This is a genomic window from Bradyrhizobium sp. 1200_D9_N1_1, assembly GCF_052075915.1.
Classification (GTDB): domain Bacteria; phylum Pseudomonadota; class Alphaproteobacteria; order Rhizobiales; family Xanthobacteraceae; genus Bradyrhizobium; species Bradyrhizobium diazoefficiens.
On sequence record NZ_CP197226.1, the window covers coordinates 884262 to 906394 of the forward strand.

Annotated in this window: 17 protein-coding genes and 2 pseudogenes; 10 read left to right on the plus strand and 9 right to left on the minus strand. The window is 59.4% G+C overall.

Features of this window, described 5'->3' with window-relative positions; genetic code table 11:
• Positions 1-64: 64 nt before the first annotated feature.
• Positions 65-907: an acetoacetate decarboxylase family protein gene (locus AB5K84_RS04260; RefSeq protein WP_011082860.1), complete on the minus strand. Its 843-nt coding sequence runs from the start codon at positions 905-907 to the stop codon at positions 65-67.
• A gap of 1182 nt (positions 908-2089) precedes the next feature.
• Between AB5K84_RS04260 and AB5K84_RS04265 the strand changes: the two genes are divergently transcribed.
• Positions 2090-2848: a glucose 1-dehydrogenase gene (locus tag AB5K84_RS04265; RefSeq protein ID WP_011082858.1), complete on the plus strand. Its 759-nt coding sequence runs from the start codon at positions 2090-2092 to the stop codon at positions 2846-2848.
• A 45-nt stretch (positions 2849-2893) separates the two neighbouring features.
• Positions 2894-4654: an oleate hydratase gene (locus tag AB5K84_RS04270; protein ID WP_011082857.1), complete on the plus strand. Its 1761-nt coding sequence runs from the start codon at positions 2894-2896 to the stop codon at positions 4652-4654.
• On the opposite strand, the gene AB5K84_RS04275 is transcribed toward AB5K84_RS04270, so the two are convergent.
• The gene (locus AB5K84_RS04275) at positions 4655-5080 is read right to left on the minus strand and encodes a hypothetical protein (protein ID WP_223153801.1); all 426 of its coding nucleotides are present in this window, start codon (positions 5078-5080) and stop codon (positions 4655-4657) included.
• Positions 5081-5398: 318 nt separating this feature from the next.
• Here AB5K84_RS04275 and AB5K84_RS04280 point away from each other — a divergent pair.
• Positions 5399-5623, plus strand: a pseudogene (locus AB5K84_RS04280) (ATP-binding protein); the annotation flags it as partial.
• A gap of 675 nt (positions 5624-6298) precedes the next feature.
• Here the strand turns inward: AB5K84_RS04280 and AB5K84_RS04285 are convergent.
• Positions 6299-7408, minus strand: a complete 1110-nt coding sequence (locus AB5K84_RS04285) for an IS630-like element ISBj5 family transposase (protein WP_011085265.1) — start codon at positions 7406-7408, stop codon at positions 6299-6301.
• Between the two features lie 156 nt (positions 7409-7564).
• Complete coding sequence (locus tag AB5K84_RS04290) at positions 7565-7855, minus strand: hypothetical protein (RefSeq protein ID WP_011082854.1); 291 nt, start codon at positions 7853-7855, stop codon at positions 7565-7567.
• 1027 nt (positions 7856-8882) lie between these two features.
• Between AB5K84_RS04290 and AB5K84_RS04295 the strand changes: the two genes are divergently transcribed.
• A complete protein-coding gene (locus tag AB5K84_RS04295) occupies positions 8883-10883 on the plus strand; it encodes a c-type cytochrome (RefSeq protein ID WP_011082853.1) in 2001 nt (666 codons plus the stop codon).
• 125 nt (positions 10884-11008) lie between these two features.
• Positions 11009-12241: a cytochrome P450 gene (locus AB5K84_RS04300; protein WP_011082852.1), complete on the plus strand. Its 1233-nt coding sequence runs from the start codon at positions 11009-11011 to the stop codon at positions 12239-12241.
• A 1270-nt stretch (positions 12242-13511) separates the two neighbouring features.
• Here AB5K84_RS04300 and AB5K84_RS04305 read toward each other — a convergent pair.
• A protein-coding gene (locus AB5K84_RS04305) for an IS3-like element ISRj2 family transposase (protein WP_085967575.1) occupies positions 13512-14641 on the minus strand; the annotation gives its coding sequence in 2 pieces (ribosomal slippage) (positions 13512-14389 and positions 14389-14641; 1131 coding nt in all).
• A gap of 376 nt (positions 14642-15017) precedes the next feature.
• Between AB5K84_RS04305 and AB5K84_RS04310 the strand changes: the two genes are divergently transcribed.
• A complete protein-coding gene (locus AB5K84_RS04310) occupies positions 15018-15314 on the plus strand; it encodes a hypothetical protein (RefSeq protein ID WP_125459292.1) in 297 nt (98 codons plus the stop codon).
• A gap of 246 nt (positions 15315-15560) precedes the next feature.
• On the opposite strand, the gene AB5K84_RS04315 is transcribed toward AB5K84_RS04310, so the two are convergent.
• Positions 15561-15860 carry a hypothetical protein gene (locus tag AB5K84_RS04315; protein ID WP_028144341.1) on the minus strand — a complete coding sequence of 100 codons (300 nt, stop codon included), beginning with the start codon at positions 15858-15860 and terminating at the stop codon, positions 15561-15563.
• 98 nt (positions 15861-15958) lie between these two features.
• On the opposite strand from AB5K84_RS04315, the gene AB5K84_RS04320 reads away from it, so the two are divergent.
• Positions 15959-16282, plus strand: coding sequence for a hypothetical protein (locus AB5K84_RS04320; RefSeq protein WP_014490252.1), 324 nt, complete (start codon positions 15959-15961; stop codon positions 16280-16282).
• A 735-nt stretch (positions 16283-17017) separates the two neighbouring features.
• Complete coding sequence (locus AB5K84_RS04325) at positions 17018-18364, plus strand: IS5-like element ISBj5_B family transposase (RefSeq protein WP_011084757.1); 1347 nt, start codon at positions 17018-17020, stop codon at positions 18362-18364.
• Here the strand turns inward: AB5K84_RS04325 and AB5K84_RS04330 are convergent.
• From AB5K84_RS04330 to AB5K84_RS04340, 3 genes and pseudogenes are all read right to left on the minus strand, one after another.
• Positions 18317-18628 (minus strand): hypothetical protein, encoded by a 312-nt coding sequence (locus AB5K84_RS04330; RefSeq protein ID WP_441232374.1) that lies wholly within the window; start codon positions 18626-18628, stop codon positions 18317-18319. The genes AB5K84_RS04325 and AB5K84_RS04330 overlap by 48 nt on opposite strands.
• Positions 18629-18962: 334 nt before the next feature.
• Positions 18963-19346, minus strand: a pseudogene (locus AB5K84_RS04335) (recombinase family protein); the annotation flags it as partial.
• Positions 19347-19486: 140 nt separating this feature from the next.
• Entirely contained in the window at positions 19487-19666 is a 180-nt protein-coding gene (locus tag AB5K84_RS04340; protein WP_277996271.1) for a recombinase family protein, read from the minus strand.
• Between AB5K84_RS04340 and AB5K84_RS04345 the strand changes: the two genes are divergently transcribed.
• Positions 19583-20038, plus strand: coding sequence for an ATP-binding protein (locus tag AB5K84_RS04345; RefSeq protein WP_018647508.1), 456 nt, complete (start codon positions 19583-19585; stop codon positions 20036-20038). The genes AB5K84_RS04340 and AB5K84_RS04345 overlap by 84 nt on opposite strands.
• 1268 nt (positions 20039-21306) lie before the next feature.
• Positions 21307-21948 (plus strand): GNAT family N-acetyltransferase, encoded by a 642-nt coding sequence (locus AB5K84_RS04350; protein WP_043900134.1) that lies wholly within the window; start codon positions 21307-21309, stop codon positions 21946-21948.
• The last annotated feature ends 185 nt before the right edge of the window (positions 21949-22133 follow it).

The window sequence follows — 22133 nt, forward strand, 5'->3', positions numbered from 1 at the left end:
CACATACCGCCCGTCAGCTGGCAAACCGACAGCGCTGGCAGCAATTTAGGATTGGATGAATTCTTCAAGCTCGTCGATCATCGTTTACCGGGTTTGATTCCTCCGAAAGGATATCAATGGCCTCGAGCCTTGCGTCATACTCCTCGTATGTGCCGAGCAGGGCTTGGCCAACTGTCAAGTTGTGCACGGGATCGATAATCGAGGGGGAGTCGTAAGTTAGGGAGGTTGGTCCAGTAAATAGAACTTCTTCGCCACGCTCGTCGCGTCGCAACGTTCGGTCCGTACACCATTTGACGAGTTGCGTGACCTCTCCCTTCCCGGACTCAATGATGGGCGGCAGCTGCCGAACCGAGTAGAAATTCGTCCGCGCAGAATACATCTGCCGCGAATCCGAGCTCATGCGCTCGTCTGGTTGAGCGGTAAGGGTCAGCAGGCGCTTGCCTTTCGGACGCTCGAGCGTACCCTGAATTAGACCGCCTTCTCTGATCAGTCTAATGTGCGCCAGCTTTTTTGGAGCACCAAGAACCTCTCGTCCCGAGGCGAGAGCTGCATCATTTACCGTCACGTAAATGTAAGGGATGTAGTAGCCAGTCTCGCCGTCGGGATCACGAACTTGAATTCCTGAATAGCACTCCAAGTATGGCCCGACAGTGCTTGAGCGATAGCTCGCGACCCCCACAATGGCGATTGCAGGGTTTGCTGCAGGTGCTAGTTCCTTCGGCAATAAACAATTCGCCTCGTGCCCCACGCTGAACATAAGGTTTATGGCTTGGCAGCCGAGAAACGCACCGCCACGATTTTTGCCCCCATGGTAAAGAGGCGCATCAAGCGGAATGCCTTTGACGTCGGGCATCGCATCCTCCTTGATCTCAGAACAATTCGCGCGGTTGGAGATTGAGCTATTCATCTCACCGCGCCTCTCCGGTTGTTGAAGCGCCCCTGAAGCGACTGTACTGCGCTGGCAGCGATGTGGGTTCGGTAGTCCGTGCGGCACATCGATCCGGTGATAGCGATCTTCGCTACGCGAGGCCGCAGTGCCGTTTCTGCGCCTTGCACCTCAATCCGCCGGATTAAACGATCCGAAAACATCCGACACGCTTGACCTTTTCCATTCTAGAAGCCGGCAGCTGTCCTGTGCTGCCGGATGCGCCTGATTGTGCATCCATTCCGGCGGAGCCTGCTCACCGATGATGACGTCAAGGCGAGTGGGTGATTCCTATTTGTCTATCAGTCGTTATGCAACGTCGATGCCAGGCACCTCGTGCGGTTTATACGGCTCACTGGCTGACGTCAAATTGGGTACGAGTGACCCGACAACTTTCGACCCTTGTTCTGTTGCCTTCCTCGCTTGTCCGATTGACGACGCGATGTCGAAAGCCCGACATGATCAAGTATCCGGACAGAAAGTCGATGAGGCTCTCTCACGAGTTTTCGCAACAGCCTCGATTAAACCAGATCAGCGTAACATTGTCGCTGCGCATGGTCGAAAACGCAGGCCCTGACATCGCCGTCTCGGTGGAGAGTCGGAAGACCTCCGGCGCCTGTGCAAGAGTCACGTGAGGCTGACTTCCCATCAGAGTCTCGGCGCGCCGATTGCACGGAATGGATACTCCAATTCGCAAGACTAAGGAGAACCTCATGCGTTCTGCGCCCCACTTTTCGATCCACAAGGAGCTCAGCACCGTTCGGCACCGGTATCGCTCCGCTCGCGGGTACCGATCCTATCTCCGAAACCGGAGGAAATTCGGTCGCAAATTGTCGGCGTCTAGAAGGCGGGGTAGTTCGGCAAAGCCAATGCAATAATCCAAAGGATGGCTAACGCCTGAGCGGCGGAAGCATGTTCGCGACGTGAAATCGTTATCGAAGTGCTTTAGCGCCAATTTACACGGGTACTGCGCACAGGCTTTGGGAATCAAAGATGATACGTAGCAGAGGGCAGATCGCCAAGAGTCCGGGGCGTGGTGCAGACCGCAACTCTTGGCTTGCCCGACTTTCAATGCTCGTTCTCAACCATTTTGATCAACACGCCCGTCATCCTTTTTGATGCTGAAAACCCCTGCACCGCCACTGATCGAGGGAACCAAGAGTTATGGGACGTGTGAGCGAAAAAGTCATTTTGGTAACCGGCGGGGCTCAAGGGATGGGGGCCGCTCATGCGCGCCTGCTGGTAGCCGAGGGCGCGAAAGTCGTGATCACCGATATTCTTGACAATGAAGGAGCGACTTTCGCGGCCGAACTTGGCCCATCCGCGATCTATGTGCGTCAAGACGTCGCTCAGCCAGGGGAATGGTGCCAGGCGATTGCGGCTGCGGAGGGCAAGTTCGGCGCGGTGCACGGCCTCGTCAACAATGCAGGCATAGCGAGTATGGCTCCCATCGAGCGGTTCCCGCTCGAGCAGTGGGAGAAGACCCTGGCTGTCAATCTCACCGGTGTATTCTTGGGAATGCAGACTGCCCTACCTGCGATGCGCCGCGCGGGCGGAGGCTCGATCGTCAACATCTCGTCGGTCGAGGGGATGAGGGGTAGTCCTGGGCTTCACGCCTATGTTGCTTCCAAGTTCGGCGTGCGGGGCATAACGAAGTCCGCTGCCTTGGAGGCCGCCGCGTCCGGCGTTCGCATAAACTCTATCCATCCGGGCTTCATCAACACTCGGATGACAGAGAACATCGATCTTTCCAGTTTTCCAATTCCGCTCGCGCGGCCAGCCGAGCCGCAGGAAGTGTCACAGGCAGTCTTGTTCCTGCTTAGCGACGAGTCCTCTTATCTTACCGGCTCCGAAATCGTCGTCGATGGCGGTCTGACGATCGGCGTCCCGCAGAAGGGTCAGGCGGTCGAAAACATCTTCTGACTATCAGCGGACGGATTGTCACATCAAACGAGATCGAATGTCGCGATGTATTACACCAGTGGAAATTACGAAGCTTTTGCTCGGCCCCGCAAACCCGCCGGCGTGGATAGCAAGACAGCATGGTTCGTTGGTTCGGGGTTGGCTGCGCTCTCCGGCGCGGCCTTCTTGATCCGCGACGGGCAGTTGCGTGGCGACCGTATCACCATCCTCGAACGACAGACGGTTCCGGGGGGCGCGTTGGACGGTTGTCAGGATCCGGAAAGGGGATTCGTGATTCGAGGTGGTAGAGAGATGGAGGATCATTTCGAGTGTCTCTGGGATCTGTTTCGTTCGATCCCATCGCTCGAACTTGAAGGCGCCAGCGTGCTCGATGAGTTTTACTGGCTGAACAAGGATGATCCGAACTACACACTACGGCGGGCGACGGTGAAGCAGGGGCAGGATGCCCATACCGATGGCCTCTTCACACTGAGCGAACAGGCCCAGAAAGAGCTGATTGCCCTTTTTCTTGCCACTCGTAAGCAGATGGAGACCAAGCGCATCGACGAAGTGTTCGGAAGAGATTTCTTCAACAGCAATTTCTGGCTCTATTGGCGGACCATGTTCGCCTTTGAAGAATGGCATTCAGCCCTCGAGATGAAACTTTATCTGCATCGATTCATCCACCATATCGGCGGCCTGCCGGATTTCAGTACGCTGAAGTTTACCAAATACAATCAATATGAATCGCTCGTTCTGCCGTTATCCAAATGGCTGTTGGCGCAAGGCGTCAACTTTCGCTACGGGGTCGGAGTCACCGATATCGATTTCGACATAAAGCGTGGCCGCAAGCAAGCCACAGCCATCCGCTGGCTGGAGAATGGCATTGAGGGCAGTCTCATTATTGGCGCCGACGATCTTGTTTTCATGACGATCGGGTCGCTGACCGAAAACTCGGACATGGGGGACCATCACACGGCCGCCAGGCTCAACGAAGGACCGGCGCCCGCCTGGGATCTGTGGCGGCGTATTGCGGCCAAAGATGCGGCCTTTGGACGCCCAAATGTCTTTTGCGGCAATATTCCTGCAAGCAAATGGGAATCGGCGACGATCACGACCCTGGACAAACGCATTCCAGCATACATCCGCAAGATCGCCAAACGCGATCCGTTCAGCGGCAAGGTTGTCACAGGAGGCATCGTTACGGTGAAAGATTCGAGCTGGTTGCTCAGTTGGACCACAAATCGCCAGCCGCATTTCAAGCGCCAGCCCAGCGATCAAGTCGTCGTCTGGGTCTATTCGCTATTCGTCGATAAAGCCGGCGACTACGTGAGGAAACCGATGCAAGATTGTACGGGCGAGGAAATCACGCAAGAATGGCTTTATCACCTCGGTGTGCCGGTTGCGAGTATACCGGAACTCGCCGCTGGGGCCGCCAAGACGGTCCCGGTGATGATGCCCTACGTCACTTCCTTCTTCATGCCGCGGCAGGCGGGCGACCGGCCAGATGTTGTGCCGAAAGATGCGGTCAATTTCGCCTTCATCGGCCAGTTCGCGGAGTCGGGTGAACGGGATTGTATCTTCACGACGGAATACTCCGTTCGGACCGCGATGGAAGCCGTGTATATCCTCCTCAAGATTGAACGTGGCGTGCCCGAGGTATTCAACTCGACCTATGATATTCGCAAGCTGCTTGCAGCAATGGGTAGACTGCGCGACGGCAATGAAATTGAGATCCCGGGACCTGCGTTCCTGCGCGAGCTCATTCTAAAAAAGATTGAAGCGACTGAGCTTGGCGAACTACTCAATAAATATCACCTGAGGTGATTAAGGCAGCGGACGCTGCGGCTTCGCTCGGATAGAGAAGCGCTGTCCTGCGCCGTGACGGCTCGGACTCGCCAAGGCGCGGATCAAACGTTCGCGCCGATCTTCCAGGCAACCTTTAGGCGTACTCTGGAATTCGGTGTTCTTTCGGCTTGATGTTATTCTCGCCACACGCATCCGATTAACCTCTTGCCACGAGGTGAGGGCGAAACTAGCTAGTGGCTCGTCACAGTGATCTTGATGGTTTGATACCGGCCAGCTTAGGATAGGCAAGTTTTCTGGCGGCACAAGGACTTCGATGCTTCTGGGGATGCAGGATTCGGCGGGTGGCCGTCCGGACATGTGCGAATAGGTATAGATGAACGCCAGATAATGGCCCTGCTTCTCGGTAAAGCGTGCGCCTGGTTTTTGACTCATGGATCGATTCATCCGTGCCTCCTTAGTCGTCCGTGAAGAACAGGTAAGGGGCTGATCTGGAGTCGTTGTTTTTCGGCTGCGGCGATTTTGTGATTGCAGGCTTTGACAGTGCGGTAGCTCGGAACCTGCAATTTGCAGTTTGAGATTCCCTCGAATCGCACGGCATGATTCGGCGCTCGTATCGGGAGGAGCCGATGCGACCGAAGAAGCCGAAGGCGACGGACGAAGGTGATCTGTTCCGGGCCAGGCTCAAGCAGGTCATCAACATGGAGCACGAACTGGTTCAGCACGCCGGCAAGATCAATTGGGACTGGATCGACTATCGACATGAAGGCGCCGCGCGGGCTCGACAAGCCGCTGTTCCAAAAGCTCGTCGCCGGCGAGTGGATCGACCGGCATCAGAACCTGCTCATCATCGGCCCGACCGGCGTCTGCAAGAGCTGGATTGCTTGCGCCTTGGGCCACAAGGCCTGCCGCGACAACCGCTCCGTGCTCTGTCAGCGGCTGCCGCGGCTGTTCGAGGCGCTTGCCCTCGCGCGGGGCGACGGCCGATGGTTGGGTTGCCGATGAGCTCCGCGCTTTGACTTCCTTGTAGACGTTGCTGATCGACATCGCGGATGTTGCGACACCGCGCCATCGACGAACCGCGTTCGGATGCGAGATCGGCGTGATAGCCATCGATCTTGGCGAGCATCTCCTGCACGAGCGCCGGATCAAAGTCGATAGCGACTGCTGCTGACTTTGCCGTCGTTTGTCCCTGTTGCGTTGCTTGGCCTCGGCGAGCTCTCATGCGCTTGACCTTGCCGATGATGGCGTTGCGAGATACGCATCGCCACCCCTCGCAGACACCGAGTGGCCCGCGCTCCACATGCATTGCAGAAGCGACACCTCCTCAGAATCCCATGCCGATGTGGCTTGATTGACCATCGTTCGTCATCGTCACGAGCACGAGTCGATGGTCGTTTTGATTGTCGCCAAAAGCAGTGCGTGTCGATGTTTACGCTTGTTCGCCGCTATTCGATGTTCGGAAAGGTTTTTGGCTGCGACGATCGGCCTGCCTTATAAAATAGGCAGACGAACGTGTATTTATGCCTGCGGTTGCATCGTGTCCGGAAAGTTGATCCGCTTACGTTAACGGCTGTTGACAACATGCGTTAACGGCGTTGCAATCACCAGCACGACAAACGGCGGTGAGTTTACCAACTAACAACAGCAGCTAGTCACATGAATCTAAAGTTCGCCACATAGAGTCTGCTGGGCTTTGTGGCAAAAGCGTTTGACGGAAGCCAAGATCTGGTCTGCGGACTTGGTCCATTTGAAGGGCTTCGGGTTGTTGTTGTGCAATTCGATGAAGGTACGGATGTCGGCTTCGAGCTGCCTGACGGAGGTGTGAACACCTCGCCGGATCTGCTTTCTGGTGAGTTCAGCGAACCAGCGCTCGATCTGATTGATCCACGACGCGGAAGTCGGCGTGAAGTGGACATGATAGTGCGGCCGGCGAGCGAGCCACGCTTTAATCTTGGGGGTCTTGTGGGTAGCGTAGTTGTCCATGACGATATGGACAGCGAGCCCCTCAGGGATTTGAGCGTCGATCTCTTTGAGAAACTTCAAGAACTCGAGCGCCCGATGGCGCTTGTAGCATTTGCCAATGACGAAGCCGGAAGCGACATCGAGCGCGGCAAACAGCGTGGTCGTACCATGCCGCACATAGCTATGCGTGCGACGTTCCGGCACCCCAGGCATCATCGGCAAGACCGGCTGCTCGCGATCGAGTGCCTGGATCTGGCTTTTCTCATCGACACTGAGGACAACGGCTCGGTTAGGCGGCGACAGATAAAGCCCGACAATATCGCGCACCTTATCGACGAATAGCGGATCGCTCGATAGTTTAAATGTCTGGCTGCGGTGCGGCTGCAAGCCGAACGCCGTCCACATTCGGCGGATCGTGGTGTGAGAAAAGCCAGTATCCGCAGCCATCGAGCGGATCGACCAGTGCGTTGCGTCGGGCGGCGTCGTACGCAATGTCCGCTCGATTACCTCGGCAACCTGATCATCGTCGATGGTTCGAGGGCGGCCCGGGCGGGCTTCGTCAAGCAGGCCATCACAACGATCCTTCAAGAATCGGCGGCGCCACTTGCCGACGGTGTGTTCATGGATGCCAAGTTCGGCAGCCACAGACTTGCTTGGCAGACCATCTGCACACCGCAGGATCGCGCGGCATCGCTCAGATAGCGATCGGGCTACACGATGACGACGAACTTGCCTCTCCAAGTACGCCCGCTCCTGCGAACTCAGCACCAACGGCGCGATCGGCCGGCCTTTCACACCTGCATTCGCCACGAGCGCTCTCCTCTCTAGAGATCCGAGCGATCAACTAATGTCACGAACTTCCGTTCCAGATGACTAGACCACGACGGCGTTACTGCTCGCACACGGCTACTAGCGTGGGTACCCGAGCGTTTGCGCGGAAGGATGGGCCATGCAGTCGATCCCTTGCTAGGTGTCGTCGGTGCCGGGGATCGTGCCGTTCTCGGAATACTGCCAGAGCTTCCGGTGCCGCGACGCCGACGTCTCCGGAGGTGACGATGCTGACGTCGACTCGACTTCAACCATTTCAACAGCGACGATGCAAACTTGGTCGCTTGGATCAGCCCTGCGGGCAGCAGGCCGCCGGAGCCGCCGCCGCCGCCGCCGCGGATGGTCGAGCAGCGCCTGGACGGCCTCGTGCAGATCGTCGAGCGGCTCAAACCCACCTTCGAGAAGGTCGTTCAATTCGAGCCGCAGCATCTCGTCATCCCAATCGGTGCGTCGAAGGCCTCGAAGAGACGCGACCAAGCGCGAAGCTCGAGACAATACCCGAGAGTGTACCAACAGCAACGGGACAGCTCGCAGAGATGGAAGCAAAAGTAAAAAGATCAAACAGCGTCATAGCAAGTCCGCCGATCTGGAAGCTAAGCGCGCGCTGAACCGCCTGAAGGAGGTTGACCCGGAGGGATATGAGGCCTTCCTTCGTAAGCGCGAGAACCGCGGGGACACTGGCGGTTTCGGCCCGGCTGGACGGGCGAGGCCATAGTCACCACCACATTCCTCGCCGTCGCATTCGCACAACTCTGGCGCGTCGTCGCCATGCGCAGCAGCCGCTCCGGTACCGTTTTCAACGAGTTCACGCGCAATCCATGGGTCTGGCTGCGCTCGGCCTGTACGGCCCTCTGCTCGCAGTCCCTCTCTACTGGCCGCCGATGACAGAGGTCTTCCACGTCTGCCACCGACGCTCACGATGTGGAGCATTGTCGCGGGCTACAGCCTGACGCCGATGCTGCTAATTCAGGTCAGCCGCGCCGTCATCGTGCTTGCCAAACGAAGCCGTTAAATGGTAGCCGCGTTGCTTGGCTCGAATTCGCCGTCTGCATCATCGTGATCGGCGTGGCCGGATGTATGCTCATGGTCATTGCGCCCTACGGAGTCCTGATCTCCGAGTGCGAGCCTATTGCCCTCAGGCGCCCGGCCAATTCCGTTCGCTCGCGTTCCCGCGGATTACAGCCCCCCGATCTCCCACAGCGGACCCAACGTCACTGCAAATTCGATCGCGAGGATGGGATGGCGGCTCGAACAAGAGCTCGTCCGAACGCTCTAGATGTTCTTGTTATGCGGTCAAGTTCGCCCATTCCACAGACCACCGATTGTGACGTCAGAAAGAATAGTGATCGCGTCTCAAGGACGTCAACAGCAGGGGTAAGCCTACAAGATCATGTAGTTGTAGTATTACTGTTTGCACGGCTCTCTGCTGGAGGCCGTTCGCTGACACGGGGGAGCCATGTCGACAGTTACCAGCGCAATTCGGCGCCTTTGGTGGCGACGCTTTCTTGTTCTTCTGGCGATCATCGTGGTCATTGCTTTGATCGCAGTCATGACCAGCTCCCAGCTTGGCGCGACAATCGAAGCTCTGACGCCGCCTGGTCTCCCTGAACCGGTTTCCGCGAGCGAGCAGGTTTCGCTCGATCAGGGCTGGAACGCCGAAGACGCCGATCGATTCCATCATAAAGCCCAGGGCACGCAGACCTTACCGATCCCGCTGTCATGGTTTCTCGCCCTGGAAGCGCCGCTGAACTCGCCTTTCGCTATCCCCTTTTTCAAACGAGAACGGTTTTCTGACAACCGCTATTTACTGCGGTTTGGATTCATAGAGTCTGCCGAAAGCGAGAACAATGAGTACGGTTTGCCGATCGGCTTTGCATATTCGCCGTTTCAGTCGATCCGCGGACTTTCGCGTAAGGAGACTGCCGTTGGATTGACCTGTGCCGCGTGCCATACCGGCCAACTGATCTTCAAAGAGAAGCGCTATGTCATTGAAGGCGGCCCCGCCGTGACCGATCTCGGTCAATTGACAAATGCGCTCCGCGCTGCGCTCGCACAGACCGCTTTGTCGGCAAAGCTACCCTTCTTCGACGGTCGCTTCGGGCGGTTCGCGAAGCGCGTTTTAGGAACCGAGTACAGCGATCTTACACGCGTCCAACTGTCCAAGGAGCTCGATGGAATACTTGGTGCTCTGATCGATCAGCCCGCTGGGATCGACGTCACGGAAGGGTTTACCCGCCTCGATGCGCTCAATCGCATCGGCAACCAGGTGTTCGCACTCGACCCCAAGCGCTACGGCAACTACGTCAACCTCAACGCCCCTGTCAGCTACCCGCACATCTGGACATCGTCATGGTTCGATTGGGTGCAGTACGACGGCTCGATTATGCAGCCATTGGTGCGCAATGCCGGCGAGGCGATGGGGGTTTCGGCGGAGCTCAACCTCACCGCCCCGCCCAAGGGGGGACGTTTTGCCAGCAGCATCCCCTTCGATAATCTGCACTGGATCGAACAACAGCTCGCTGGAAAGGACCTGCCGCTGGTGGCGAAAGCCTTCACCGGACTGAATGCGCCAGCCTGGCCCGACAGCTTTCCTGCGATCGACAAAGCCAAGGCCGCCGTGGGAGCCCAACTCTACGACAAACATTGCAGCGGCTGCCATCTTCCAGCGCTGACGCCGGACATCGTGCACGGCAAGGCCCCGGACGCGGAGTTCTGGAAGAACTTCGGCCCTATCCGCTGGCGCGGTCGCGATGGGCAGGAGAAGCAGACGAGGGAATCCGTACTCAACGTCAAGATCATCAAGCAAAGCCATATCGGCACCGATCCGGCCCAGGGCGACGTGCTGCGCAATCGCACCGTGGACACCGCCGGCAGCGAACTGGCCAGGGCGGGCCAGAGCAGCCCAGGGCTCGGCCTCGACATCGATGTCTGCCAACGGAAGGCTGACAACACGCTGGATACGATCCACCTCTCGGACCATGCGATGCAACTCTACGCGCTTGCGCTCGGCGCCGTGGTCCAATCCGGCATCGACGAATGGCTTCGGTCGACCGGGACGGTCCAAGCGGAGATCGAAGGCGATCGGCCGAACTGTCTAGCGGCAGGTTTCGGCTATAAGGCGCGTCCGCTGAACGGCGTATGGGCGACTGCGCCGTTCCTGCACAACGGCTCGGTGCCGACGATCTACGATCTGCTCAGCCCGGTTGCGGAGCGCCCACAAGTCTTCCTGCTCGGTGAGCCCAGCTTCGATCCTGTCCGCGTCGGTATCGTGACACGGACGGTCGCTCCTGAAGGCAGGACCTACGACAGCAAGGGCTACTTCATCATCGATACGTCGAGGCCCGCCAATCGCAATACCGGCCACGAATTCTCGAACGAGAAGCATGAGGGCGTCATTGGCCCTGCGCTGTCTCCGGAGGAGCGCAACGCAATCATCGAGTTCCTCAAGTCGATCTGAAATTGATTGGGTCAGCTCCAACTGGAGCAATAGCGAAGACCATCTCGCTCCCGCAGGGGGAAAGGTGGACGGAAGCCCGGATCGACCGACCAGGCGAAGCTTTTCGGAGTTAGGGTGCGGCAGCAATGGCGGAACAGAAACAGGGGCCGGCGGCGAAGTTCCTGAAATGGATGATCGCCAAACATCCGGATGCATTGTTCGCATTCATCCGGCGCGTCAGGCCCAACCTGGCGTTGGGCGCCGCGGGGCCGGTGTTCATCACCCGCTTCCCCGACGTGCAGGAAGCGCTGAGCCGCCCCGACATCTTCAACGTCACCTATGCGCCAATGATGGACCCTTCGGTCGGCCCCTTCATGCTCGGCCGCGACTGCACCGAAATAAACCAGCGCGACAAGGGTATCATGCGCGCCTTCATGCGCATGGAGGATCTGCCGGCAATTCGCCAGAAGGTGCGCAGCCTCGCCAATGCGTCTGTCGAAAAGCAGATCTATACCCAGAACCAGATCGAGGTGGTCAGCACGTTGTCGCGCCTGGTGCCCATTCAGCTGACCCGAGAATATTTCGGCTTTCCCGGCCCCGATCTGGCCTCGATGTTCCGCTGGTCGCGCGCGACGCAATATGACATGTTTCACAACCTGGACAAAGATCCGAAGGTGCACCAGGACAACATTGACGCTGGGCAGGAGATGCGCGCCTATCTGACACAACTGCTCCCGCAGCGGCGCGAGCAGCTGAAAAATGGGGCGCCGCTCGAGGACGTGTTCAGCCGCCTGCTGAATAGCCATTTTGACGATTCGATCGGCTTCGCCGACGAACGCATTATTACCAATATGATGGGCACACTGGTCGGCGGGATTGAGACCACATCGGCGGCCATCGTGCAGCTGCTCGACGAGTTGTTCAAGCGCCCGAGGATCCTGAAGGAGGCCATCGACGTCGCCAGCAGCAACAACGACCATCTGATGTATCGCTATTGCTGGGAAGCGCTGCGCTTCAACCCGATCAATCCGTTCGTGGTGCGCCACTGCCGGACCGATTACCGGATAGCCAAGGGCTCGCTGCGCGCGACGACAATCAAGGCCGGCAGCACGGTGCTGATCTCGACCCGGTCGGCGATGCGCGATGGCTTGCAACTGCCGGCGCCGTCCAGCTTCGCGATCGACCGGCCGGAGTCGGTCTACATGCATCTGGGCTACGGGATGCACACCTGCCTCGGCGACCAGATCAGCCGCATCCAAGTTCCGGAAATCGTTCGCCGCATCCTGCAAATCCGGGGCGTCCGTCCCGCCGCGGAGATTGACTACGCAGGAGGGCCGTTTCCAGAGCGTTATCCCATCACCTACGACACGCCGGTCTGAAGGCCGGACTTCCCAGCAACGAGCCGCGAGTACCGATCCGGCCGCTGGCGTGGCGGCCTCTGGCGTCAGCACTAGGTCGGTCGTCGCGAAGTCTCCGTCACGCGATGCGCGTGAGATGCGTGAGGCAATAATCAATCGTGTCGGTGGTGTGTTCCGCTTGCGAAACACATCAATAGATGAGAGGCAGAGCTTCGCATGCGCGGCTACTACATTGGCTTACCGAGGAAATGGTTTAAGCGAACGGAAGCCGTACGCTGAAGCGGGCCTCGGCAACCGGCAGTTATGCACGAACATCGCGCAATCAGCGCAACAGCAATGATACGCTCAAACGGCACCTGCAGGATCACCATTACGCACGACGCCGACGACTACAAACAGCGCATAGCATCGAGCGCTGCTTCTGCTCGCTGATACACTCTTTCGACGCTTGGCACCCGTTATGACAGGCGAATAGGACAGGCGAACCGTAATTTTACCGGCTTCTTCATCGATCTCGCGGCCGCATTGGTCTGCGGTTGCACGCGTTTCCCCGTAGCTGTCCGGATTGGCAAGTGTTGGAACACGGTGTTCTACTTGAAAGAACACCGGCTGAGGGATTTTATACTTAAACTGTCTTTTCACTAAATTCCGGTGGCGAGGCCGCGGGACTGCATCGTCTCGCGGCCCCATTGATTTTTCGTCGTTGAGGTCCGGGCGAGCTCCTCCACCGAATTCCGACTCTTTACTCCCAGAAGGGGTAATCGCTTCGATCGCCCGTTGGCATTCAGACGCGTCAAATTCGGGCCGTCGGCAAGTCCTCGCTGGACAGCATTCCGGAGTATGTTGTCGTGGAGTGCACATGGCTGCTGCCAACCTGATCGACAGTAGCGACAGCGATCGTACGAAAACGCGCTCCGCATCGAACATGGCGCGTGCTGTTTGACGTCCCAAGATGGCTGGAGTTCTCCCATCGAGACAGCTTCGGCCGAGCTTGTTTGGCTTTCTGGCTCTGCCAAAGGGCAGAGCCAGACTGATACAACAAAGTCGGCTCGCTGTCGCGCGCGCCATCGAAAACTGCCCCCTCGACGTCACGAGGAATTGCCCCCTCCTTGGATAGCCGAGGAGAGAGCGAATGAACGAGGAACAGAGCTGGCCCCGGTTGTTTGGACAGCGCCCCGCTGGATTTAAGTGGATTCCTGCCGGGTTATGCTGAACGCGGGGCTTTACGATTTTGTCGTTGCGTCGGGAGGGCGTAGCCCGACCAGAGCGACGACAAAATCGTCGGCGACGGTCATGCGGCCATCACCATAGCTTGCGTGCCGAAGTAAGCCTCGTCGGGCGTGCGCCCGTCAAGGCTCGAGTGAGGGCGTCCCTGATTGTAGAAGGCCAGATACTTGGCAATTGACGCTCGCGCCTCGGACACGCTGTCGTAGGCGCGGAGATAAACTTCTTCGTATTTGACCGTGCGCCAGAGCCGCTCGACAAACACGTTGTCGCGCCAGGCGCCCTTGCCGTCCATGCTGATGGCGATCTTCGCGTCCAGCAGCACATCGGTGAACTCGAGGCTGGTGAACTGGCTGCCCTGATCCGTGTTGAAAATCTCGGGTCTGCCGTGCTTCGCCAACGCCTCCTGGACCGCTTGGACGCAGAAGGCCGCCTCCATTGTGATCGAGACGCGATGGGCCAGGACCCGTCGGCTGAACACATCGACGACCGCCGCGAGATAGACGAAGCCACGCCGCATCGGAATGTAGGTGATGTCCATTGCCCACGCATGGTCGGGCCGCTCGATCTTCAATCCGCGCAACAGGTACGGGTAGATCTTGTGACCCGGAGCCGGCTTGCTCGTGTTCGGGCGACGATAGACCGCCTCGATCCCCATGCGCTTCATCAGCGTCGCGATGTGGCGGCGACCGGCGTATACCCCCTCCCGCCGCAGCAACGATCGCAGCATACGCGCTCCCGCGAAGGGATAATCGAGATGCAGCTCATCGAGCCGACGCATCAAGGCAAGGTCCTCGGCCGAAACTGGCCGAGGTTCATAGTAGACCGTGCTGCGAGCCAGCTTCAGGACCTTCGCCTGGCGCACGATAGAAAGATCATGACCGCGGTCGATCATCGCTTTGCGCTCAGCAGGCCCGCCTTGGTGAGCGCGCCGGACAAAAAATCGTTTTCCAACGCCAGCTCGCCGATCTTGGCATGTAACGCCTTCAAATCGACCGGCGTCTCGGCCGATGTCTTGTCATGCCCAAACACGCCGGCGGCGCCTTCCAGGAGCTGGTTTTTCCAGATCGTGATCTGGTTCGGATGAACATCAAACAGTTGCGCCAGCTCCGCCAGTGTCTTGTCTCCTTTGACCGCAGCCAAAGCAACCTTCGCCTTGAATGCCGGAGAATGCGTCCGGCGGCTCTTCTTCGTCATCTTCGCTCCTGATTCGCAGCAAGAATCCTCGCCGCTGTCAGGCAGAAAATCCACTCAAGCTACTGTCCGAATTTGCGGGGCCAGCTCTAACGAATCAAAGGCTTGTCGTGGAGTAATTCACAGGGGCAGGTGATGAATACGCCGGATGACGTGACGGAGATGTTGCACCTGAGGGTGTGTGGGTGAGGTCTGAAGCGGATTGCGCGCCAGCTGGGCTGCAGACGGTGAAGGACTACGTGGCGCGGGTGGGTGAAGCCTTCAAGTCGCCTGAGCGGGCGAAGCGGGTCATGGCCTTGAAGGCTGGCTGCGCGAGAGGTTCATTCGACATCGCGGCAATGCGGATGCGGTCCGTCACGACCTGTTGGCCGAAAACGGCTTGGCGGTCAGCCGGCGAACGCTGCGACGCGCCGTGCAGCCCTACCGCCAGGCACTGAAGGCCGAAGCTCTGGCGACGACCCGGTTCGAGACGCCCCCGGGGCGGCAGCTACAGATCGACTTCGGCGAGCGTCTGGTCGATATCGGCGGGGCGAAGGTCAAAGCATTTGTGTTCGTGGCGACCCGCGCCGAAAAGCAAGAGCACTGGTTCGCTGGGCTCGAGAGCGCATTCACGACCTTGCCGGAGGAAGTGCTGAAGGACAATCCACGCGCGCTCGTGGTGCGCCACGACAGGTGAGCCGGTCGGTTCAGTTTGACGACAAGCTCATCACGTTCGCGAAGCATTGGGGCTTCCGTCCTCGCGCCTGCGCACCGTATCGGGCGCGCACAAAGGGCAAGACGGAGAATGGCGTCCGCTACGTGAAGAAGAGCGTGATCGCGGGGCATTCCTTCGCGAGCTGGGAGGCATTCGAGACGCATCTCGCCGAGTGGGAGGGCGGGGTGGCGAACGTACGTATCCACGGCACGACGGGCGTGGCGCCGATCACTCGCTTTGCGTGTGACGAGGTACACCGGTCGAAGCCGCTCGGCGTCGCTCGGATCGCCGCGCGAACTGGCCCGCGTCGTCGGCAACGATTGTGCTGTCGAGATCGATACGAACAACTACGGTACCCTGGCGGCTGATCAGCGAGCGCGTGGCGGTGACGGTCGCGGCTGGCGAGGTGCGCATCCACCATGGCATGCGCGAGGTTGCGGTCACAGGCAATCGGAGGATCGCCGGCTGCGGATCGTCGAGTTCGCCCACCTCGACGGGGTTGCCTGTCGCGATGGCGCGGTCTGCCAACCAGCAACCGCGACACCGACAGTGCCGGCGCCTTCACCACTGCCCTCGTTGTTACGTCCTCTTGCCGAATACGAAGCTACGATCGGAGGGAGCTTCTGATGGTGCGTACAAAGAAGGTCACCGAAGCACCAATCGATTGGCTGGGGGCCATGCTGGCGCGCTCGCAGCTCTCCGGCATCCGCGACCAGCTCGACAACCTGCCCGACGAGACGGCGCGCGTGAACCTGTCGGCGCGTGAGACGCTGATCCTACTGTGCGAGCGCGAGGTCGTGCGCAAGGATCATAGACGCAGCCGTCGATCGACCGAAGCAGATCCGCGACCTGGCCGCCGTCACGTTGGATCGCCAACGGCGAGAACGTGCTGCTGCTCGCGCGCTCGAGTCAGGTTCATGCTGCCCACCTCGCTACCCCCTTGGAGTTGAGTTTCTTTTTGACCCGGATCGCCAGACGATGGCCGCCGGAACCGCCGCGCCCTTGACTTGGGGATGTTCCAGATCAACCGCTTTGACCATCCACGGTGCGCCTTTGCACAGCTGCTGCGCAGGCAAGCTCTGTTCTTCGATCAGACGGCGAGCCGTCGAAGGACTGACTTTCAACGCAGCTGGGCGCGCTCGTCCTCTCGGTAGGCCGCGATGGCGTGTTGGTTGCGCAGACTGCGAACGCGGACGCGGACGCGGGCCCAACTGTTGCCACGCCCTGTCGACCTACTGGCGCGGTTGAGAACCGCGGCGATGATGCTGTCGGGCATCTGACGCGCGAGGACACGAACGAGATCGACCACATCCGCCGCGGTGCTCGCCGGTGCGGTTCCTCCTCACCTGCAATGCCGTGTGATCGCCGCCATGCCAGTGGACAATCAAGTCCAGCACCTCGTCGCGCATGCGCACAACGATCTCATTGATGAAGCTTCGGATGATCCTGTTGCGCGTCGCAGCTGTTGCACCCGGACTTTCCCAAGCTCTCTTGAGTTCGGAATCAAGCGCAAGTAGTCGTCCGTGAAGAAGGACTAAGCCACTGATCGGGAATCTCGATTTGGGCTAAGGGGCATTTCCAGATTGCAAGGTTTTGATGCTTTGGGCGTCAGAACCTTGCGATTTGGTTTTCGTGGATTCCCTCGAAGCGGGAAGCATGATTCCTTGTCTGCATCGGAGGGAACGATGCGGCCGAAGAAGCACAAGACGACGGGATCGAACGATCTGTTCCGGGCTCGGCTCGACCAGATCATCAATATGAAGCACGAGCTGGTTCTGCTCGCCGGCAAGGTCGATTGGGACTGGATCGACGGCGAGATCGCGCCGCTCTACAGCGAGAACGGCAGGCCCGGGATCGAGACGCGCTTCATGATCGGTCTGCTGTTGCTCAAGCACATTTACGGGCTGTCCGATGAGGAGGTGTGCGAGCGCTGGGTCCATGACCCATACTTCCAGTTCTTCACCGGGGAAGAGTTCTTTCAGCACACGTTCCCGCACGAGCGCTCGGACCTGAGCCATTGGCGCAAGCGGCTTGGCGACAAGCTGGAGTTGCTGCTGGCCGAGAGCTTGCGGGTAGCGCACGAGGCCGGTGCATTACGCAGCCAGGACCTCAAGCGGGTTACGGTCGACACCACGGTGCAGCCGAAGGCCATCACCTTTCCGACCGATGCCAAGCTGCTGCATGCGGCCATCAAGGGGCTCAACCGCCTGGCGATCAGGCACGGCGTCAGGCTGCGGCAATCCTATGCTCGCATCGCCAAGGCCGCCGCGATGATGGCCGGCCGCTACGCCCATGCCAAACAGTTCAGGCGGCATCAGCGGCAGTTGCGTATCCTGCGTAGCCGGCTGGGCCGGATCATCCGCGACATCCGCCGCAAGATCGAAGGCCAGCCAGCACTGGAGCAGGCGTTCGCCCTCCCGCTCGGCCGGGCCACGCAGATCCGCTCGCAGCAGCAGCGCCAGCGCGGCTGGAAGCTCTATTCCTTCCATGCCCCGGAAGTGGAGTGCATCGGCAAGGGCAAGGCCAGCGCGCCTTACGAGTTCGGCGTGAAGGCCTCCATCGTCACCAACAACCGCCGGGCTCCCGGTGGCCTGTTCGTGCTGCACGCCAGCGCACTGCCCGACAACCCCTACGACGGTCACACCTTGCGGGACGTCATTGACCGCACCGAGACACTCACCGGCTGTCCGATCGAGCGGGCCTATGTCGACAAGGGATACCGCGGCCACGACGCACAAAATCCCCGTCGCGTCTTCATCTCCGGCCAGAAGCGCGGCGTTTTCGGTGTCATCAAGCGCGAGCTGCGCCGCCGCTCCGCCATCGAGCCCATCATCGGACACCTGAAGGCGGAAGGCCACCTCGGGCGCTGCTACCTCAAAGGCCGCGCCGGCGATGCCGCCAACGTCGTCCTCTCAGCCGTCGGACACAACTTCCGCCGCATCCTCGCCTGGCTGAGATATCTCTTGTGCCTGTTCCTGGCCCAGCTATGGCGCACGCTCGCCCGGCCAGCCTCGATCAATCCGGCTTCTTAACGGACGACCAAGTAACCGATCGCGATCGATGTCGCTCAACGTCATCTCCGGCGTAGCCAACAACGTGTCGCGCTTGCCCTCAAGCTCGCGGACAGCGACCAGGCGTTCGTTCCAGCGCCGCTCCAGCTCGCCGGCAACAAGGCGATTGTCCGAATCGACAGCCTCGTATCGCCGAGGAGCGCGAGTTGCCTCGTAGCGTGCCTGCTCCAGAGTCAACTCGAGCTGACGCAGCTTGTCGGCGTGTTCACAGCCGCGCGCTTCCATGGCCGCCAGCGCTGCCTGTATACCCAGCGGCTGCAGCCGCGCGATGACCTCCGCGCTGATCGCGCGATCCGCGCGCAGACCGCCTAATGAGATGCACGGGTCTCCACCATGGTTGATCTGGCTACCGCGGCAATGATACCGCCCGACAGTACTGTGCGTACCGCTGTAGGTAACGTGAAGTTTGCGGCCGCAGTGGCCGCAACGAAGAACCCGCGAGCCGGCCTTCGCCGCTGCGAACCGAGCCTCGACTCATGAAGCGTTTTCCGTTGGCGTTGTCGGTGATCAGGCCCTGATTCTTCTCGAACTCCGCCCACGTAATGTAGCCCTCATGGTGGTCCTTGATCAAAACCTCCCAGTCGTTGCGCTCGCGCCGGAAGCCCCGCACGATCCTCTTGCGGCCGGCCTCGATCGTCACCCGACTGCCCGAGCGCCCGAAGACATAGGCGCCAGCATAGGCGGGATTGGTCAGGATGTGGTAGATCGTATTGTACACTGGTAACTTCCATTCGACGTGGCGGCCCTCGGGGCCATGGCCGCCCCCCGGGCAAAGTGATTCGCTCCTGCCGTAAGCAGAGGTGGACCTGGCGCGGTGTCTGCATCTCGGCAAACTTGGTGAACACGAGTGCGAGCGCCTCCTGAATGCGCCGATCAGGGTCCTTGTCGATCCGATCGTTGGAGACCTTGAGATAGCCGATGGCGACGTTGAGGAAGAGCTCACCCCTGCGTGCCTTCTGCTCCAAGGCTTCAAGCGAGCGTTGCCGAACGATAGACAGCTCCATCTCGCTCATCGTGCCTTTCATGCCAGCAGAAGGCGATCGTTGGGATGGCGAGGATCGTCGACGCCATCCTCATCGACGATCAGTGTTCCAACGAGCCCGTAGAACTCCAGGAGCGTATGCCAATCCTGCCGTTGCGCGCCAGCCGAGAGGCCTCACTCGAGACCACAGCGCCAACTTGCCCTTCGCAAATGGCGGCGAGCAGCTTCTCGAAACCGGGACGCGCGGTGCCGCCACCAGAGCGACCGAGTTCGTCGTCGATTGCGGCCACCTCGCTCCAGCCCAGCTGCCGGGCAAGGTCGGCCAAGCCGTACTAGCGGCGCTCGCTCTCGCGGTTGTTGATGACCTGGTCTGCCGTCGACTGGCGAACGTAGACGACGGCCTCAAAGCAGATCCGCCGCTTCCGGTGGATCGTCTACTGGAGGCGCGTCTTCTTGCCGCGATCCTCGACCGGCTCCTGCACCACCGCCACGTGCTGACGATCCGCGGCGACAGCTACCGACTCCGCGCCAAGAGTGGCTTCATCAAACCGCCGACCGCCGGTGACGGCCGTCCGGTCGGCTCCGCCTCCCTCCGTCCCGTCACCGGCGGAAGCGACCATCAAACGTCCGATGGTGGGGGCAGTTCTTCATGACGAAAAGGGGGCAGTTCCGGATGGCGTTCGACAGACTATGCTCAAGGTTGAACCCGGGCCAACTCAGCATCAAGGGCGGATAGATCCCTACCTATTCTGGGGAGGTCTTCGCTACATTGCCTTCTGATATGCTGCCCCGACGACTACAGTTTTCCAAGACAGAACGAAACAACATGACTCACCACGTGGATCTCGGACCTGGTGTGGCAAGCATACCAGCGCCAAGAAATCTTCCAAACCGTTCCGATCAGGGAGTGAGTTGGAACAAGTCCTACGAAGCCATCAACGCTTGTGGCCAAAAACCTCTTTTACGAGAGTTACTCACGCAACTACGTCAGCCTGCTGTCTTTCCCACTATGGCAAGGATCGCGGCGGATACAACTGACCTGGGCGTCAAGTACGACGAGGGCACGACAGCAACGTTTTCGCTCGATAGAGCTAACGCCGTTGTGCGAGCGATCGACACGCCTGACGATCAATCAATGCACGAAAGCTCTCGCGCGATCCCAAGTTGCGTTGTTCAGTAGGTCGACGGCGGCAGCGTCGTGGTATCCAGTCCCGTTGCCTTGATCCGACAATCGCGAATCGCGGCGATGATGCGCCGAGACAAGAACATCAAGGAGCGCGGACAACATGCGATAATTGGAAAGCCGCTGTACTACGCATATGAGTCTCGCAGACGAAAGCTCTCTCTGCCGGTGACCGCGGACACGACGTTGGCAATGGAGGTTTCGCACTTAGCATGTGTTTTGACCAAGAAACTTACGAGAACCGCTCAATACGAGACGAGGTGATGATTCCTTGCCTAGTCTGGACCTCGACGCGCGACACTTGGCTGGCTGTTTGCTCGTGCCGGAGCCCGGTTCAGGCAGCCATCGCCCGATGTTCGCCATGCCCTGACTTCTTCGCACTTGCAATATCAAAGGCGTCCTCATGTCATTCCCTTCGCGGACGGTTGCAGGCTGCCGAACCGTGTCGACCTTGAGAACGTCGGAGCTTCCTTGGGAAGGGCGGGGCGGGTTCCAGATAGGGCGTGGAAGCGCAGAAGCCCGCCAGGAATATGTAGATCCAAGCATTGCCTACCAAGGAGCCTTCGTCCGAAGTGGCCGTCAAAGTCAGCCGTCTGAGACAGGCGGAGATCTCGGAAGGGAAACCAAATGCACCCGGCGAGTCCCCGTCGGTGCATCCATTCCGCTCACCGTCAGATGTGTCGATGCCATGCTCCTCCTTGGAAGGCCAATGCCAAAACAGAGCCCCGAAACGACTTCATGACAGAAGAATCAGATATCAGATCTGCGAACGCAAACATTCGTGCAAGCACTGTCTGGACAATTGTGCTCGGCTTTGCCGCGGATCCGTTGATGCGTTGGAGCTGGCCTGACCCAAGGCAATACCTTAGAAGCATGCCTCAGTTCATTGACGCCTGTGGGGGCCGAGCATTTGCACATGGCACAGCCTACGTCGCGGGAGAGATTCGTGGCGCGGCCCTGTGGCTGCCTCCCAACGTGCAGCAAGATGAGGAGGCATTGGATGCAATCATGGCGCTATCCCTGCGCCCGGAGATTACCGAGGATATGGCACACTTGCGGCGGAGAATGGCCGAACATCGTCCCCACGAGCCACATTGGTATCTGCCACTCATTGCCGTCGATCCGAACTGGGTCGGAAAAGGGCTTGGCACGTTGCTGATGAACTACGCCCTTCAACGATGCGATGAGGACGGCATTGTTGCCTACCTCGAAAGTTCGAACCCTGAAAACATTCCCTTTTACCAACGTCACGGCTTCAAGGTCGTTGGTGAGATACAACACGGTTCTTCGCCGCCGCTCACGCCAATGTTGCGAACGGCTTCATTCCGACCCAGCAAGGCCGCGCCGCCGGATCGGCTCGTCACCCAGACTCAAGCATAGCTCCGCCTCATCCCGTTAGGATTGATTGCCAATAACCTGACATGACCGCGTTCGGTCAGGACGGCTTATGTTCGCGGCCAGACAACTGAGCACGTGAGGCGGCTCGCCGGGCCTGCGAAAAGCATACCAATCGTCTCTTCGGCAAAGTTGGCACGTCTGATGTGAGAGCTGGCGGGGTCAAATCC

Coding starts and splice junctions, on each gene's coding strand:
- AB5K84_RS04260 (WP_011082860.1), bottom strand. CDS start 907: ATGAATAGCTCAATCTCCAACCGCGCGAATTGTTCTGAGATCAAGGAG.
- AB5K84_RS04265 (WP_011082858.1), top strand. CDS start 2,090: ATGGGACGTGTGAGCGAAAAAGTCATTTTGGTAACCGGCGGGGCTCAA.
- AB5K84_RS04270 (WP_011082857.1), top strand. CDS start 2,894: ATGTATTACACCAGTGGAAATTACGAAGCTTTTGCTCGGCCCCGCAAA.
- AB5K84_RS04275 (WP_223153801.1), bottom strand. CDS start 5,080: ATGAATCGATCCATGAGTCAAAAACCAGGCGCACGCTTTACCGAGAAG.
- AB5K84_RS04290 (WP_011082854.1), bottom strand. CDS start 7,855: ATGCTGCGGCTCGAATTGAACGACCTTCTCGAAGGTGGGTTTGAGCCG.
- AB5K84_RS04295 (WP_011082853.1), top strand. CDS start 8,883: ATGTCGACAGTTACCAGCGCAATTCGGCGCCTTTGGTGGCGACGCTTT.
- AB5K84_RS04300 (WP_011082852.1), top strand. CDS start 11,009: ATGGCGGAACAGAAACAGGGGCCGGCGGCGAAGTTCCTGAAATGGATG.
- AB5K84_RS04320 (WP_014490252.1), top strand. CDS start 15,959: ATGGTGCGTACAAAGAAGGTCACCGAAGCACCAATCGATTGGCTGGGG.
- AB5K84_RS04325 (WP_011084757.1), top strand. CDS start 17,018: ATGCGGCCGAAGAAGCACAAGACGACGGGATCGAACGATCTGTTCCGG.
- AB5K84_RS04330 (WP_441232374.1), bottom strand. CDS start 18,628: ATGGAAGCGCGCGGCTGTGAACACGCCGACAAGCTGCGTCAGCTCGAG.
- AB5K84_RS04350 (WP_043900134.1), top strand. CDS start 21,307: ATGACAGAAGAATCAGATATCAGATCTGCGAACGCAAACATTCGTGCA.